Here is a 13584-nt window from a genome sequence, read left to right as displayed (position 1 = left end):
CCTCGGATTCTCAGGCTCTGTCGGTGTGGCTGAGACAGTGGTCGCGGCCAACGTCGACGGTAATCGTCCGGTACAGCCAGCCCTCAGGCAAGGGCGGACCTCGTCAACGAGTCCTATCGCGGCGCGGCGGATACAGCATTGAGCCAGAGCCGGATTCGGCATTGTGGTGGTCCGCTTTTCTGACTTTGTCGAGAGCGCTCCCACCGGGTACACATGATAGTGAAGGCCCTGGTCGTCTGCGTGTTTCCCCCATTCGCGCAGCCTCCCCGGGGCCTTCGTCTATTTGTCCTCGTGGCGGTGGACTGCTGCGGCTCTGACCACCTCAGCCCAACCGGCACTGCACGTCACTGCACGTCACTGCACGTCTTGAAGGCTACGGGTCGACCGGCGTTGTCCGCCGGGTCTTGGACTGCGACCCCTGTGTCTACTCGTCATCGGCTCGAGCAACCTGGGTGGGGTGCGGTGCGTGCTGGGGGGCGAAGGCGCGCCCGCTGATCGTCTCCGGGACCAGACACATGAGTCGGCTTTCCCGGTCCGATGCATAAAGACCCGCGGGGCCTGCCTGTTCCACCGGACCCGCCGGTAGCTGGGCCGCGTCCTCGAGGTCGTTTCTCGGACTGATGGTGCTCGCGTGCCCGGAGACGATCACGCTCCATGCCACCGCTCCGCCTTCCAGGAAGCCATCGGCCTCGAACGCGACAGCAACTCCCTCCCCGCATCCAGCCGTCATTCCTGCCGGCCCGTGGAAGACGATCGTCCCGCGATCGAGAAGGAAATTGACCGGGACGATGCTCGGGTTCTTCTGCGCGCAGAGACTCAAGCGCCCGAAGGGAGCATGCCTGAGCAGCCGCCAGGACTCACGCGCGGGAAGGAGTTCCGCGGAGGCAACACCTGGTTCCATCCATCAACGCTACGAGCTCGATACCTGCCTCAACAGGGACCTCTTGCCCATTCCCGGTCGCACAGTGCTGCCATCTGCGCCGCCCTCGACCCGCCCGCTGCGGCATGTCATCAGGACGGACGTCGAGGCCCCGGAGCAGCGCGATCTCGGCTCGGTGGTGCAGGATCTCCTGGTTCTCCCACCACGATCGCCTTCCTGAAACGACCATCCACACACGACCTGGGTCAATGACCTGGGTGGTTACAGGGCGGTTGCCCGACCGACGGCCTGCGCCGGGCTACGCGGGTGGGCCATCATCACTGTCACCCTGACGAGAACCGGAAAGGCACGCGCGTGCCGGCGCTAGTACAGAGAATCTCTGTCGCGGCACCAGCGACAGCTATTGTTCGTCGGAGGTTAGAGAGTGCAGTGCAGCCCAGTGTCGTCCGGCTCCGGCACGGTGCAGCTGATACCGAACGGGCCATCGTCCTTGAAGACGACCGACAGGGTGTTCTCCCCCATGTGGCGTCCGATGATCTCGCCGCCATCGGACTTCACGAATCTGAGGATGTCGCGGTAGCGGTCACGGTCAAAGCAGAGCAGGGTGTCCGGCTCATCGACGCTGTCAGCCGCGACGCGGTACTCCTCGGGGCCAAAGCAGTGATCACGCCCATCCTCGGCGGACGCCTGAGTCAATCGCACCTGGCCCAAGGGAATGCGTTCGTCCACCTCTACGCCGTAGGTGTCCTCGACGACCTGAACGTAGGTATCGTCGTACTGCTGTCTGTATTCGTGGGCGTCCCAGAACAGGAAGCCGAGGGTCGCCGCAAACGCGCAGAGACCTGTCACGGACAGGCCGTTCATGAACTTGTCGATGAACGCCTTCTTCGGTTCCTCCTGCGTTGATTTCTGCTGAGCGCCACTCATCACCGTCCTCCCTCTGACCGCGATGTGCTGACGGCCGGATCACAGTCGAGCAGACGTGGTGGAACCGCGAGTTCGTGGTAAACGCATCGACTCTGTCTACCGTCGAAGACAACATCGACGTAGGCCGGTCCGCCCGATCCATTTCCGCGATATCCGGTCCCGCTCGGGTGTCTGATCTTCGTCACCTCACCTCCATGGGACTCCACGAACTCCATGAGTGCGGCGTCCTGCCTCGGCTCGTCCAGTTCCAGGGCGATTAGCCCCGCGCAGAAGATAAGGATGAACAGGAATACCAATGGCGTCGCTATGCGATTGACGATCAGCCGCCGACGCCGCCTCACCGCGATCCTCTGCCGTCGCTGCACGCGCCGCTTCTCGTCCTCGGCGTCCTCGTATTCCGTCATGGTGATCCTGTTTCTTCGTGAGATTACTTCAGCGACCAAAGCTGAGTGTTCTTCGGCCGCCGCTTCAATGCACACCAGCCCGCCCCTTTTCCCCGAGGAAATTCGACAAGAACAGGCACCGCACTCAGTCACTGACGCTAGTGCAGAGAATCCTGGCGCCGGCCTTAGGATCCTTCGACCAGAGGGAGACGAGAGTCCCCAGCGGACTATCTCCGGCCAGTCTATGGGCGCGTCCCGGCGCCGGCGTTAGTCCTCGAAGAAGCGGCGTGCCTCGTCGGCTGTGTCGGTGACGTTGACGCCTCCGGCGCCCTGGGGTCCGCTCGTCGACGGATGGCCGGCCTCAAGCCGGTCCTCGAGGACCGGCGCCTGCAGTTCGGACAGGTGCGGCTGAAGGTCCTCGCTGATGTCAGGGCTCCACAGCAGCGGCCTGGTCGGGATGTTCGATGTAGTCCACCGTTCCCATGATCGGCTCCTCCTCGTTGATGAAAGGCGTCACTGTATGTCTCGGTGGTGTCACGCCGCGGCGTACGGGGTGGCGGCAGCCGCGCCGGTACGCTCACTGGGTCGACCGTTTGTTCTAGATCTGGGGGAAGTCATGGGCATGGATGGATTCGGGCTCCTGGTGGTGGTGGTCGTCTGGGGCGTTCCGCTGCTGCTCACGTCATTGCTCCTGTATGTGATCATCCGGCTCGGGGTGAAACACGGGATGCGCTCCTACTACGCGGAAGCGGCCTCCCGTGACTCCCGACGACCAGAGAAGGATCCCGTATGAGCTTCTCCGAGCACACGGCACAGCAGCCGGTTTCCGGTGAGCACACTCTTCAGGGATCAAGCCCGAGCCCGCTCCTTGGGCTGCTGGTCGGTGCTGTGGCCGGCGTGCTGGGCCTTGCCCCCTGGCTGATAACCGGGGCCCGCCTGCCCTTGCAGAACCTTTGGGCCACCCTCGAGGGGCCCGACCGGATGCCGCTCGCGCTCCTCCCCCTGAGTCAGTACAGCCTGGTCACCATCGTCGTCCTGTTGGTGGTGGGTGGAGCGGCGGCCGGCATCACGCTGCGGATCTGGAACCCCACCCGGCACAGGACGACGGTGAAGTATGCCGCAGCGGCACTCTGCGCGGTCCAGCTCGCCGCGGTGACCCAGTCCTTCACCGTCCTGCATGCCGGGCTGATGGGAGGGACGGCGGCAACCATCTACGTCCTCGGGCTCCTGCTCGGGACCATCCTGTCCCTCGCCGCGTCGATCACTCTGCTCCTGCTCCTCGCCTCCCGTTCAAGGACTACAGTCGCCCTGGCCATCGGGATTCTCGCCGTACCCTTGGCGACGTGGGCCGTTGAATGGTTCATCGGCCTCGCCGGCCCCATGGATCTGCCCTCCTGGTTGCCGATCATCAGCCGGTGGCTTCCCGCGATCACTATCGGCTGCACCCTGGCCTGGTTCGGTCTGCGCTCGGTCCGGGACGCGGGGGTCTGGATCACCAACCTCGCCCTCCTCTGGCTCGTCCCTGCCCTGTTCACCACCATCAACGTCGTCTTCGGGACACGGGTGAGTCTCGGGAACCCGGGCGAGATGCTCCGACTCGGCCAACAGATCCTCGCCACGACACTCGGCGCTGACGGAGGCGCGGCCCCCGTGGTGCTGCTCGCCCTGATCATCGCGATCCTGGGAACCGGCACCAGACTCATCGCCGCGAGGATCACGACCCCCACCACCGGCCGGCCTCCCGCGAGCACATAACCGCCACCACGACCCCGGCTGCTACGCCCTGCCCGGAGTCACTGCACTAACTCATGGCCCAACGCCCCCGTCTCCGTCTCCGCCCGAGGCACTATCCGAGACCCGATCCTCACCGATCACAGGCAGCGGAGCACGCACACCGGTAGGCGGCGACCAGCCGGGCAGGACCTCATCACACCGTCGCTGCCGGTCCGCGCGGAGCCGGCCCTTGCGCTGTCAGGTGCGCTGATAGCCCAGCCACACGGACAAGACCGTCTCACCCTGGTGCCTGACACGGTCGTAGATCGGAAACCGACCCATCTCATTCCTGAATTGCCGGACCTCGTTGAGGCGTCGATCCCACAGCACGTCGGCGTTACCCCGCCTAGTCCCCATTTACTCCCCCAGCACATTGAGGGCCTCGACCCGGTCGGGGGTGAGGGTGCCGGCGTCGTGGTTCCTGCGCTGGTTCTCCACCCACCGATACAGCACCCGAGCCTCCCGGCTCTCGTTCTGCGCCGGGATACCCCCGCGCTCCCGCACATACGCTGCCAGGCGCCCGTAGTGCTCCCACCACACCTGCTCCCGCGTCTTCCGGCGGTCCTTTCGGTTTGCCGGCCACGCCGGCTGGTCATGGACAGATAAGCACGCATCGAACCACGCCGTGTCCCGGCCGATCTACCGGTCCACGGCCCGGACCACCCGTTTGATGTTCACCCGACACCAGGTGGCGATCACCTGGACAGGGACTTCCCGGGAGTACATGAGCAGCCACTTCTGCCGGCTCTCACACGCACCCCATACCCCCTGGTATGTCTTGCTACCCCGTCTTTCAACTGCGTTCGGGGATACCCGACACAAGCTCGGTTGCAAGACAGTTGTATGGCAATTCGCGTTAAGGAGTGGCCGGGCCTCCGGGGCATGGCTCGTTCGATCCACACGACAGCTCGCTGGGTAGGCTCACATGAGGACGAACAGGGGAGAACCAGTGGGCGGTCAGGAACCGGATCGGCGTCGGGCCAATCGTGAGTTCGGGCTCCGCCTGCTGATTCCCGCGGCGCTGTTTGTCGGGCTGCTCGTCCTGATCGTCAGCACGGTCCCGTCCGAGGTCATCCTGCCGGCCGTCGTGGTCGTCTCTGGTGGGGTGCTGGCCGGCGGCATCATCGGCTTCCTCACGGGTGTCCGCGGGCCGCACTGGCCGATCTACGCCCTGATATTCACCACGGTGGCCGTCCTGCTCCTGCTGCCCTCCCCCTGGCAAGGTCTCGCCCTTGTGGCTGTGCCGGCGGCCGCGGGCGGGTACGCGATGGGCAAGGAGATCGCGTTCTTCCGCCTCGACCGCCGCCATCCGGTGCCGCTCGTCAATCACTGACGGGTTCATCCGCCTGTCACCTGCCGCTGGTACCGTCGGCCGATGGACGCCACCCTGCCCGAACCCCGCATCATCGCCACTGCCGCCACCGTCGAAGACCTCTCGGACCGCGAGGGCTTTGATCAGGACTTCCTGGGCTTGCCCGTACCGATCCCGTCCCTGAAGGACATCGACACGGTCCTGCTGCCCTACACTCACTTCTCGGTGCTGATGCGCCCGGACAAGCGCCTCGCCGCGGTCACGGCGCTCGGGATCGACGGTGAGAAGCTCATGGACCTCGACCGGTCCGGCATCGACTGGCGGCTGGATCCGCGCCTGCCGGAGGACCAGCAGACCGGGGAGCGGGTCTACGCGCGCAACGACATCGACCGCGGGCACCTCGTCCGCCGGGCGTCCGCCGTCTGGGGAGACACCCAGGCCGAAGCAGCGCAGGCTAACGAGGACACTTTCCACTACACCAACGCCGCCCCGCAGGCAGCGAAGTTCAACCAGGGCCTCGAGCTGTGGCTGGGCCTGGAAACCTACCTGTTGGAAAACGCCGCCGACCATGGCCGGCACCTGATCGTGTTCACCGGTCCCGTCTTCAGCGACGTCGACCCCATGTACCGGGGCGTGGAGATCCCGCTGCGCTTCTTCAAGATCGCGGTGTTCCTCGTGGAGGGTTCACTGGCCGCCACCGCGTACGTCGTGGACCAGACACCACAGCTGCAGGATCTCCCCGACGTGCCGCGGCCGGGCGCTGTGAATGAGGGGGATGCTCCCCCGCTGGGGCTGTTCCGCACCTTCCAGGTCCCGATCCGGGACATCGCCCAGCTCACCGGACTCGACCTGGCACAGCTGATCGCTATTGACCGGATGCCCATCGCCATGACGCTACCGAGCGCTCGGATCACCTCAACGTGGCGCGAACTCACCAGCCCGGAGTGCCTGGACCTGGACTTCGACCTCGAGGACTAGGCACTACCGGCCTACAGACGCCTCCTGAAACGTGGAAGGAGAGAATCACCAAGGACATTCGAGTCTTCAGAGGCCACGCGTCAACCAACCCTTCAGCACCCCCGGCAACTTTCTAACGCACATCGCTAGAGGATCCTTTGATGGCACCGAGGGAGCAATAGCCCTGAATCATCGTTCGACCTTGGGGTTTCCTCCCGGCCGGTGCACGGAGCCACGAGGTCATATCCCCCGCCCCCTGACGGGGCACTGATCGCATGAGACGCCAACCTACCCGTGGCGGGGCAGGGCACGTCAGTGCAGGAGCGGGGCGGACGAGCCGGTGGTGAAGTGGCGCCTGTAATCGGTTGGTGTGGTAGAGAAGGCGGCCGCAAAGCTTTGGCGGAGCGTGACCGGGGTCCCGAAACCGCAGTCCACAGCGATGTGCTCGACCGGCAGGTCCGTGGTCTCCAGCAGACGCCGTGCGGCATCGAGCCGGCGGGACCGGATCCAGGCCGACGGTGTCGTTCCCGTCGCTGCCCGGAAAGCGCGGATGAAGGTGCGCCGGCTCATACGGGCTTGCCCGGCCAGCCGGTCGATGGTGAGCGGTTCACCGAGGTTGCCCAGCGCCCACTCGAGCAGATGTGCCATCGGCTCATCGGTTGAGCGCTGCGGGACAGGGTGTTCGACGTACTGTGCCTGCCCGCCATCGCGATGAGGTGCGACGACGAGACTGCGCGCCACCGTGTTCGCCGCATCGGCGCCCAGACGGTTCCGCACCAGATGCAGGCACGCATCCAGTCCCGAGGCGGTACCCGCCGAGGTCATGACGTCCCCGTGATCGATGTAGAGGACGGAACGATCCAGGAGTATGTCCGGGTGTCGCTCGCCCAGGGCGCCGAAGGCCTGCCAGTGCGTCACCGCCCGACGCCCGGCCAGCAAGCCGGCGTCCGCCACAGCGATCGCACCGAGGCACAAACCCAGGATCGTGGCACCTCGCCCGTGCGCCTCCAGCAGCAGGGTGCACACGGTATCGCTGAGCACACGTCCGTCGTCGAACCATGACGGCACCACCACGACATCCGCTCGGGCCGCAGCCTCGGGGCCCCCGATATCGGCCAGCTGGTAGCCCTCGGCCGTGCGGATCGGATCCGGGCCGTCGGAGAACAGGCTCGTCGTCCACTCTCCGAGCCCCTGTCGTGCAACCTCATCAAAGACCATCTGCGGGACGGCCAGATGGAACATCGTCACGCTATCAAAGGCAAACACCGCGATCTGCACAAACACCCTCCTTCGTGGCCCGAATCCATCCTATATAGGCATTCGTGCCACTGTTGGTTCGCCGTCGACCCGGGAAGGATGGAATCAACGCCGGCCCCGGCGATCACCACCTGACCCCTCTTCACTCAGGAGAACGCCTCACCATGAGCACACCCCGCCGCGCCCTCGTCCTCGTCGACATCCAGCAGCAGTACTTCAGCGGCCTCCTCGAAATCCAGTACCCGCCGCACGAGCAGTCCCTGCCCCAGATCACGGCAGCCATCGATGCAGCCACCGCCGCCGGCATCCCGATCGCCGTCGTTCAGCACACGGCAGGCGAAGGAGCCCCCGTCTTCGCGCCGGGAACACCCGAGTACGAACTCCACCCCGAGATCGAAAGTCGCCGCACCGAGACGTGGAAGAGCGTCGTGAAGCAATACGGGTCCGTCTATGCCGACACCAACCTCACCCAGTGGCTCCGCGACCAGGACGTCGACACCGTCACCCTCGTCGGTTACATGACCAACAACTGCATCCTCGGATCCGCCGTCGAAGCAGAAGCCCTCGGTTTCACCACCGAAGTCCTCTCCGACGCCACCGGCGCGATCAACATCGCCAACGACGCCGGCTTCGCCGACGCCAGGACCGTGCACACGACCCTGCTTGCACTGCTGCACTCCAACTGGGCCTCCGTCAGCACCACAGACGCATGGACCACAGCCCTCACCGCCCAGCAAGCACTCCCCGGAGGCGACCTCGGCACCTCAGCAGCCACCGGAGCAGCCCGCGCCACCCAACCCTGACCCTCCCCCACCCCGAAGACACAAACAATTACAGCGCACCCTCTTGGAGTTCAACCCCAAAAGGGTGCGCTGTACTCATGTCCCCCGGAACAATTCGTCCAGTCAAAGGATCCTTGTGCGAGAAGGTGTTCCTGCCCGTCAGATGTTCTCGGTTCGTCGCCGCGGGGCGAACAAACCCAGGCTGTAGGTCAGCAAGATGAACGCCATGATCAGCCCCGAGGTGACAGCCGCTCCGAGAGCGCTGGCCTGGGTTCCGATAAGGAGGCCCAGAGCTCCGAGGCCGACGAGGAGCCCGCCCAGCGTGTAGAACATGCGCTCCTTGAAGGCCCAGGCAAAGGGCAGGAAATGCAGGCCCACAACGAAGGCGATCAACGTTGGCCGTAGCTCGAGTCTGCCCGTCGTTCCCAGCCACCGGCTGCCGGCCGCGATCAGTGCGAATTCCAGGACGACGCACAGAACGTACACGCCGACGTGTGCTCGGCGAGGAGGGATGAAGGGACCCAGGAAGCGTGGGGCGGCGAAGAGGAACCAGAGGGTCGTGCTGACGGTTGCGATGACGAGGAGTCGCGCCGCAACCGATGCCGGGTCGGAGAACCCGGGTGTGTAGGAGAAGACGAAGACACATGCGCCGACCAGCCCGATAAGCGTGCCCATTCGCCGTGGGTCCGCGAACCTGGGGGGTGTGCCGGTCAGGTCTTGATGACGCGTGCTGGTATCGCTCACTGATGGAGCCTCCCAGACCCCGACCCCGCTGGCTAGCCCCACCCTGAAACCCGCGAAGGTAAATGCGCCCGCAGCTGAACCCTTGGAAGCCACGCCGGCTAATACCCCCTCACCACACTGATACCTGTTGACGCGCCGTCGACCACGGCAACCGGTCCGGTCGAACGGTCCCTCAGCGGGGGTTCGGGGTTGAGGCTTGCACGGTGATGGCTGTGGCGCTGGCGATGGTCTGGGCGAGGATCAGCCAGGGATGGACTGTGCCGAGGTAGAAGGCGAGGAGGATCGGGGCCATCGACAGGACGGTCATGTCGACACCGCGGAGCAGGGAGGACACCTGATCGCGGGGGATGGTGCCGAAGGGTGTCTCGACGGGAGGTGTCGTCCAATCGGTGTGGGGGCGGGTCGCGGCCCGGACGGCTCCCGCGCCCATCCCGGCACCGGCGATCGCCCCGAGCAGGATGAGGGAAGAAGGACCCGACGATACGGCCACGAGTGCTCCGGTCAGGGCGCTCATCCATAGGGCCAGGCTCAGTGCCGGCATGAGCATCCGGCTGCAGCGCGCGAGCACCAGGCTGATCGGCAGGAGCGCGTCGAGTTCGGGGAGGACGGCGGTACGTCGGGCCACCGTCCCGGTCCCGGCAGCGGTGGCGCACCCGGCGACGAGGACCACGCCGAGTTGGAGCAGAACGGGAAGGGTCGGGGTGATCAGGGCGGCGGCCACGCTGATTCCCAGCCACATCAGGGGGCCGACGGGTGCGGGCTGGAGGCGTAGGAAAGCGACGATGTCGGCGCGCACCACGGCGGTGACGGCCCGGCGTGTGGGTCTGGCGTAGAAGCGCGCGCCGCGCCTGCTGGTACCTGGACGCGGTTCTGCCGCTAGTGCCCGGCGTAGCTCGTTTACGTCGATGAGGAAGATTGATGCGGCCGCGTGCCCGGAGACGGCCCCGCCGCGCTGCAACTCGGCACCCGGCACATCACCGACACGGGGAAGCAGGTACGCCACGACGATCCCCGTCACGGTCAACACCACCGCGAGTGACCATGCTGACGGTGCCAGGAACGGGAGGACGGCCACGGGCAGGAGCCCGACGAGCACCGCCGCACGGAAGACGCGGGCGGAGCCCTGGGCCAGTTGAAGGATCGCCGCACCGGCAACGGCCAGAAGCGCCCCGGCGCCGAAGGTCACCGCAGAGCCGGCATGAGCCCATGGGGACCGGTCAAGGGCAGTCAGGACACTGAACGGGACGTAGGCCGCCGACGCCACGACACCGACCAGGACGAGGCGACCCCGGAACGCGGGCAGGACCATCGGGCGACGGTCGACCGGCAATGGCAACCACCACGCCGCCTGGGCCCGGCTCACCGTTACCGGCCCCACCCGGCGGGCAATCAGCGCGATCCCGACCAGCGCCAGATAGGTCAGGACCACCCACAGGACCTCCGCCGGCAGTACCTGCCAGCGGGCCGCCACCAGACCCGCCCCACCGAGGTTCCGGCCCGTGAGCTCGTCCCGGAGCGCGACGATGAGGGACCCGGCCATCATCAGCACGCACACTGCGGCCAACGCGTTGGAATACACGTCGATGAAGAGGTCCCGGACCGAGGAGCGCGCCCTGTTGTACCGCCGGGTCCTGGCGCGGGTGAAGTCGACGACTTCCCGGCTCCGACGCACAGCGCTCTCGTCGGGCGAGCCCCACCCGAGTGCGTCCCGGCCTGGTATCGCCCCGATTACTCCTGTCGATCCGGGTGCTCCTGTCGTCTCGGCTTCTCCAGTTGGCCTTAGCCTTCGTGGTGCCGTGGTCGGTTCAGGCGCCTGCAATGATCCGCGCTCCCCGCTCCGTATCGACATGCGCGAGGACCTCGTCGATGAGCACGCAGGTCGATGCCGTCTTTGTGAGCAGCCGTGGATCGTGCGTGACAAGGACCACCGCTGTGCCCGCCCTGGCGCGCTGCCGGATACGGTCGGTGAGGGCGTCGCGCATCATCGGATCCAGGCGCTGCTCGGGCTCATCGAGGATCAGCAGGGATGCCGGCCGTATGAACGCCGCGGCTAGGAGGAGCCGCCGGCGTTGTCCCGAGGACAAGGCCTCCGGGATAGCGTGCGAGCGTTCCGTGAGACCAAAAAACGCCAGCTCCGCGTCGACCGCGACGTCGGGAGAGTCCAGGGCGTGGCCCCGGGCGACGAGCAACAAGTGCTCGCGGGCCGTCAGGCCGGGGAAGAACACGTCCCCGTCGAACACGGCCGCGACCTCGCGGCGGAACCCGATGGCGTCGGGCATCACGGGCAGGCCATGGATCCGCACATCCCCGGACAGCGGGTCCTGCCGGCCGGCCAGGGTCCGGACGACCGTGGACTTGCCGGCACCATTGAACCCCACCACCGCAAGGACCTCCCCGGCAGCAATCCGTAGCGACACCTCCCCGCACACCGGAGCGCCCGCATACCCGACCACCAACCGCTCAGCCTCAAGCACATCCCCCACAGCCATCCACCCAGCCTAAACCGACCGCCCGAGGGACCCCTGGACCCGTCGATGCACCAGGAGCACCCGTGGTGCCCTCCCCTGATCCATCGGGCCTTGATGATCAGCTTGAGCGATTAAGCGTGTTCAGTTGTCTCCAGTAGCCGACCAATGGGGTGACCGTGTAGACGACCGGCAGCATGAACAGCACTAGGAGAACCAGTTCCACCCCTTCATTCCAGGAGACGAGGCGAAGCCCGAGAGTCACGAGCAGGAAGGCGATCAGTGTGATCGCACTGTAGCGAAGGTAGAGACTCCGGTTCCGGGTGAGTTCGTCACGGCGTGATTCGACGCCGCTGTGGACCGGCGTCGTTCCCGGTGCGGCTTTGAAGATGTGTGTGTCTCCGAGCGAGATCACGGGAGCCCAGCCGGCCGCGCGGAAGATCTCGAAGTAGTCCGCGGACGGGTGGCTCTCGTACGCGAGGTCGAAGACGGCATCTTCCGGGTCCCCGTCGGTAAAACGCCACCCGTGGCCGAGCTTCGCGACACCGTTCAGGTGTTTTCCCTGGCGGGCCATGTCCGCGAACATGGCCAGGTCCTTTTCCGGGCTGAAGGCCAGGCCGTTGCCCATCCTGCTGGTAGTGCTCATGCGTCCTCCATGATGTGATCAGCCATGGCCAGCACCTGGCGACGACGTTCGATATTACGGACGAGGACCTCACGGCCCTCCGTAGTGAGGTGATAGACCCGCCGGGCATCATCACCGTCGAGTTCCTCGATGAGGCCGGCCCCGGCGAGCTTCTTCAGCGTCGTGTAGAGCGAGGCCGGTCCGAGCACGATAGTGCCCGCGCTCTCCTGCTCGAGGAACTGCATCACCGCGTAACCGTGACGTGGGCGCACCAGGGCGAGCAGGACATGCAGTGCGGCGTCGGGCAGATCGCCGCTCTGGAACCCCGAACTACGCCCCATTCGGACACCTCACAGTGAAAGTGTCACTAACCGATGTATCCATAAATGATATGTAAGCACAGAAGACCGCAGCAGGCCACACCACAGCACACCTTGTTGCCTCCGCGTAGGGACGGCGCTGTTCTTCTACTGCCTGACCCTCACGATCAAGGGGTAGCGGTTACGACACCAGAAGCGCGCCGTGCATAGTCCACCCATGAACCCCGGCACGGAGACGGCGGCCAGCACCGGCACGCCGGGCCGGAAGACGCCCACGCGTCCGACATCGTGACTCTCGGGACCGACGGCACGAACAGTCGGCCTTAACGGCATTCTGACTGTAAAGCACACTTGACTATGTAAAGCGACATTTACATACCAGGGGGCTTTTCATGGCAGATCAAAGTGTGCGCACGACGTGGGGACGGACGGCCTTCGCCAAGGGTCGCTTCCCGGCGATCGCGGTCGCGGCTCCCAGCGGCATCGTGATCGGCGCGGTGCTCGGTCTTCTCGCGGCCTCGCTCGGCGTCGGAGGATCAGCGTCCCCCATCCTGGTCGGTGTGGTGTTCGCGCTCTGCCTGGCCTTTCCCTCGACGATGCTCGTCTACATCCTCGTGGTCGACCGGTCGACCATGGCGGGGGCGGCCGAACGGCCGGAGGAATCCGTGGAGTCCGCCTGGTACGACAAGGCCGCAGCCGGAGCCCTGACAGACATCATCCTCGTTGCCGGCCTCGCCGCGGCCGTGCTGAGCTTCCTGCCCGCGAGATACTCGGTCGACCCCGGGCTGCTGCTGGCAGGCGTGCTCGGCTTCGCGTCACTGTCTGTCGCGGTCCGTTATCTGCTTCAGCGTCTCCGGGGCTGAAGTGCAGAACCTGGTCCACGACCACCGCACGCGTCTCGGGTGGTCGCAACAGAAGCTGGCCGAGGAACTCGACGTCTCCCGCCAGACGGTCATCTCGATTGAGCGCGGACGCTTCGATCCCTCCCTGCCGCTGGCCTTCAGGCTCGCCGCGATCTTCGGCACCACCCTCGAGGAGCTCTTCATCCCCGACGACACAACACCCTCCCGAGATGCGAAAGGCACACCGGGCATCTCGCTAGACTCACCGCCATGACCAGGGGGACGAAGGAACACGGCAGCCGGAATGACTCCGCCGA

General features: G+C 65.8%; 17 protein-coding genes. 7 read left to right on the top strand and 10 right to left on the bottom strand.

Going from position 1 to position 13584, the window contains the following annotated elements; translation table 11 throughout:
• Positions 1-424: 424 nt before the first annotated feature.
• From C4K88_RS03930 to C4K88_RS03920, 3 genes are all read right to left on the bottom strand, one after another.
• Positions 425-901 (bottom strand): pyridoxamine 5'-phosphate oxidase family protein, encoded by a 477-nt coding sequence (locus tag C4K88_RS03930; protein WP_104120346.1) that lies wholly within the window; start codon positions 899-901, stop codon positions 425-427.
• Positions 902-1297: 396 nt separating this feature from the next.
• Positions 1298-1807, bottom strand: coding sequence for a hypothetical protein (locus C4K88_RS03925; protein WP_104120345.1), 510 nt, complete (start codon positions 1805-1807; stop codon positions 1298-1300).
• On the bottom strand, positions 1807-2211 hold the full coding sequence (locus tag C4K88_RS03920; protein ID WP_104120344.1) for a hypothetical protein: 405 nt from the start codon (positions 2209-2211) through the stop codon (positions 1807-1809). Before C4K88_RS03920 ends, C4K88_RS03925 begins: the two co-directional genes overlap by 1 nt.
• Before the next feature lie 601 nt (positions 2212-2812).
• Between C4K88_RS03920 and C4K88_RS17310 the strand changes: the two genes are divergently transcribed.
• A complete protein-coding gene (locus tag C4K88_RS17310; RefSeq protein ID WP_167398968.1) occupies positions 2813-2983 on the top strand; it encodes a hypothetical protein in 171 nt (56 codons plus the stop codon).
• A gap of 149 nt (positions 2984-3132) precedes the next feature.
• Entirely contained in the window at positions 3133-3945 is an 813-nt protein-coding gene (locus C4K88_RS03915; protein WP_241521696.1) for a hypothetical protein, read from the top strand.
• Positions 3946-4320: 375 nt separating this feature from the next.
• Here the strand turns inward: C4K88_RS03915 and C4K88_RS17305 are convergent, their stop codons facing one another.
• The gene (locus C4K88_RS17305; protein WP_167398967.1) at positions 4321-4503 is read right to left on the bottom strand and encodes a helicase associated domain-containing protein; all 183 of its coding nucleotides are present in this window, start codon (positions 4501-4503) and stop codon (positions 4321-4323) included.
• A gap of 385 nt (positions 4504-4888) precedes the next feature.
• Here C4K88_RS17305 and C4K88_RS03905 point away from each other — a divergent pair, with 385 nt between their 5' ends.
• Together C4K88_RS03905 and C4K88_RS03900 are read left to right on the top strand one after the other, a co-directional pair.
• Positions 4889-5296: a hypothetical protein gene (locus C4K88_RS03905; protein WP_146065606.1), complete on the top strand. Its 408-nt coding sequence runs from the start codon at positions 4889-4891 to the stop codon at positions 5294-5296.
• Between the two features lie 42 nt (positions 5297-5338).
• Positions 5339-6253, top strand: a complete 915-nt coding sequence (locus C4K88_RS03900; protein ID WP_104120341.1) for a DNA/RNA non-specific endonuclease — start codon at positions 5339-5341, stop codon at positions 6251-6253.
• A 291-nt stretch (positions 6254-6544) separates the two neighbouring features.
• Here the strand turns inward: C4K88_RS03900 and C4K88_RS03895 are convergent, their stop codons facing one another.
• Entirely contained in the window at positions 6545-7510 is a 966-nt protein-coding gene (locus tag C4K88_RS03895; RefSeq protein ID WP_167398966.1) for a GlxA family transcriptional regulator, read from the bottom strand.
• A 143-nt stretch (positions 7511-7653) separates the two neighbouring features.
• Here C4K88_RS03895 and C4K88_RS03890 point away from each other — a divergent pair, with 143 nt between their 5' ends.
• Entirely contained in the window at positions 7654-8292 is a 639-nt protein-coding gene (locus C4K88_RS03890; RefSeq protein WP_104120340.1) for an isochorismatase family protein, read from the top strand.
• Positions 8293-8430: 138 nt separating this feature from the next.
• On the opposite strand, the gene C4K88_RS03885 is transcribed toward C4K88_RS03890, so the two are convergent.
• From C4K88_RS03885 to C4K88_RS03865, 5 genes are all read right to left on the bottom strand, one after another.
• Positions 8431-9015: a DUF7010 family protein gene (locus C4K88_RS03885; RefSeq protein WP_146065605.1), complete on the bottom strand. Its 585-nt coding sequence runs from the start codon at positions 9013-9015 to the stop codon at positions 8431-8433.
• A 172-nt stretch (positions 9016-9187) separates the two neighbouring features.
• On the bottom strand, positions 9188-10687 hold the full coding sequence (locus C4K88_RS03880) for a DUF6297 family protein (protein WP_104120338.1): 1500 nt from the start codon (positions 10685-10687) through the stop codon (positions 9188-9190).
• Between the two features lie 133 nt (positions 10688-10820).
• Entirely contained in the window at positions 10821-11504 is a 684-nt protein-coding gene (locus C4K88_RS03875) for an ABC transporter ATP-binding protein (RefSeq protein ID WP_241521695.1), read from the bottom strand.
• A 97-nt stretch (positions 11505-11601) separates the two neighbouring features.
• Positions 11602-12126 (bottom strand): DUF2812 domain-containing protein, encoded by a 525-nt coding sequence (locus C4K88_RS03870; protein ID WP_104120336.1) that lies wholly within the window; start codon positions 12124-12126, stop codon positions 11602-11604.
• Positions 12123-12446, bottom strand: coding sequence for a PadR family transcriptional regulator (locus tag C4K88_RS03865; protein ID WP_104120335.1), 324 nt, complete (start codon positions 12444-12446; stop codon positions 12123-12125). The genes C4K88_RS03870 and C4K88_RS03865 overlap by 4 nt, the downstream gene beginning before the upstream one ends.
• A gap of 371 nt (positions 12447-12817) precedes the next feature.
• On the opposite strand from C4K88_RS03865, the gene C4K88_RS03860 reads away from it, so the two are divergent.
• A complete protein-coding gene (locus C4K88_RS03860; protein WP_146065604.1) occupies positions 12818-13288 on the top strand; it encodes a hypothetical protein in 471 nt (156 codons plus the stop codon).
• 1 nt (position 13289) lies between these two features.
• The gene (locus C4K88_RS03855; RefSeq protein ID WP_104120333.1) at positions 13290-13541 is read left to right on the top strand and encodes a helix-turn-helix transcriptional regulator; all 252 of its coding nucleotides are present in this window, start codon (positions 13290-13292) and stop codon (positions 13539-13541) included.
• Positions 13542-13584 lie beyond the last annotated feature (43 nt).

The organism is Arthrobacter pityocampae, assembly GCF_002927275.1.
Lineage (GTDB): Bacteria > Actinomycetota > Actinomycetes > Actinomycetales > Micrococcaceae > Arthrobacter_D > Arthrobacter_D pityocampae.
Note: the sequence above shows the minus strand (reverse complement) of the source record. Positions and strands in the feature narration are given on the sequence as shown.

Bases quoted from the DNA above. Each gene is read 5' to 3' on its own strand.
- C4K88_RS03925 (WP_104120345.1), bottom strand. From the start codon at position 1,807: ATGAGTGGCGCTCAGCAGAAATCAACGCAGGAGGAACCGAAGAAGGCG.
- C4K88_RS03875 (WP_241521695.1), bottom strand. From the start codon at position 11,504: ATGGCTGTGGGGGATGTGCTTGAGGCTGAGCGGTTGGTGGTCGGGTAT.
- C4K88_RS17310 (WP_167398968.1), top strand. From the start codon at position 2,813: ATGGATGGATTCGGGCTCCTGGTGGTGGTGGTCGTCTGGGGCGTTCCG.
- C4K88_RS03905 (WP_146065606.1), top strand. From the start codon at position 4,889: ATGAGGACGAACAGGGGAGAACCAGTGGGCGGTCAGGAACCGGATCGG.
- C4K88_RS03890 (WP_104120340.1), top strand. From the start codon at position 7,654: ATGAGCACACCCCGCCGCGCCCTCGTCCTCGTCGACATCCAGCAGCAG.
- C4K88_RS03920 (WP_104120344.1), bottom strand. From the start codon at position 2,211: ATGACGGAATACGAGGACGCCGAGGACGAGAAGCGGCGCGTGCAGCGA.
- C4K88_RS03870 (WP_104120336.1), bottom strand. From the start codon at position 12,126: ATGAGCACTACCAGCAGGATGGGCAACGGCCTGGCCTTCAGCCCGGAA.
- C4K88_RS03900 (WP_104120341.1), top strand. From the start codon at position 5,339: ATGGACGCCACCCTGCCCGAACCCCGCATCATCGCCACTGCCGCCACC.
- C4K88_RS03930 (WP_104120346.1), bottom strand. From the start codon at position 901: ATGGAACCAGGTGTTGCCTCCGCGGAACTCCTTCCCGCGCGTGAGTCC.
- C4K88_RS03860 (WP_146065604.1), top strand. From the start codon at position 12,818: ATGGCAGATCAAAGTGTGCGCACGACGTGGGGACGGACGGCCTTCGCC.
- C4K88_RS03865 (WP_104120335.1), bottom strand. From the start codon at position 12,446: ATGGGGCGTAGTTCGGGGTTCCAGAGCGGCGATCTGCCCGACGCCGCA.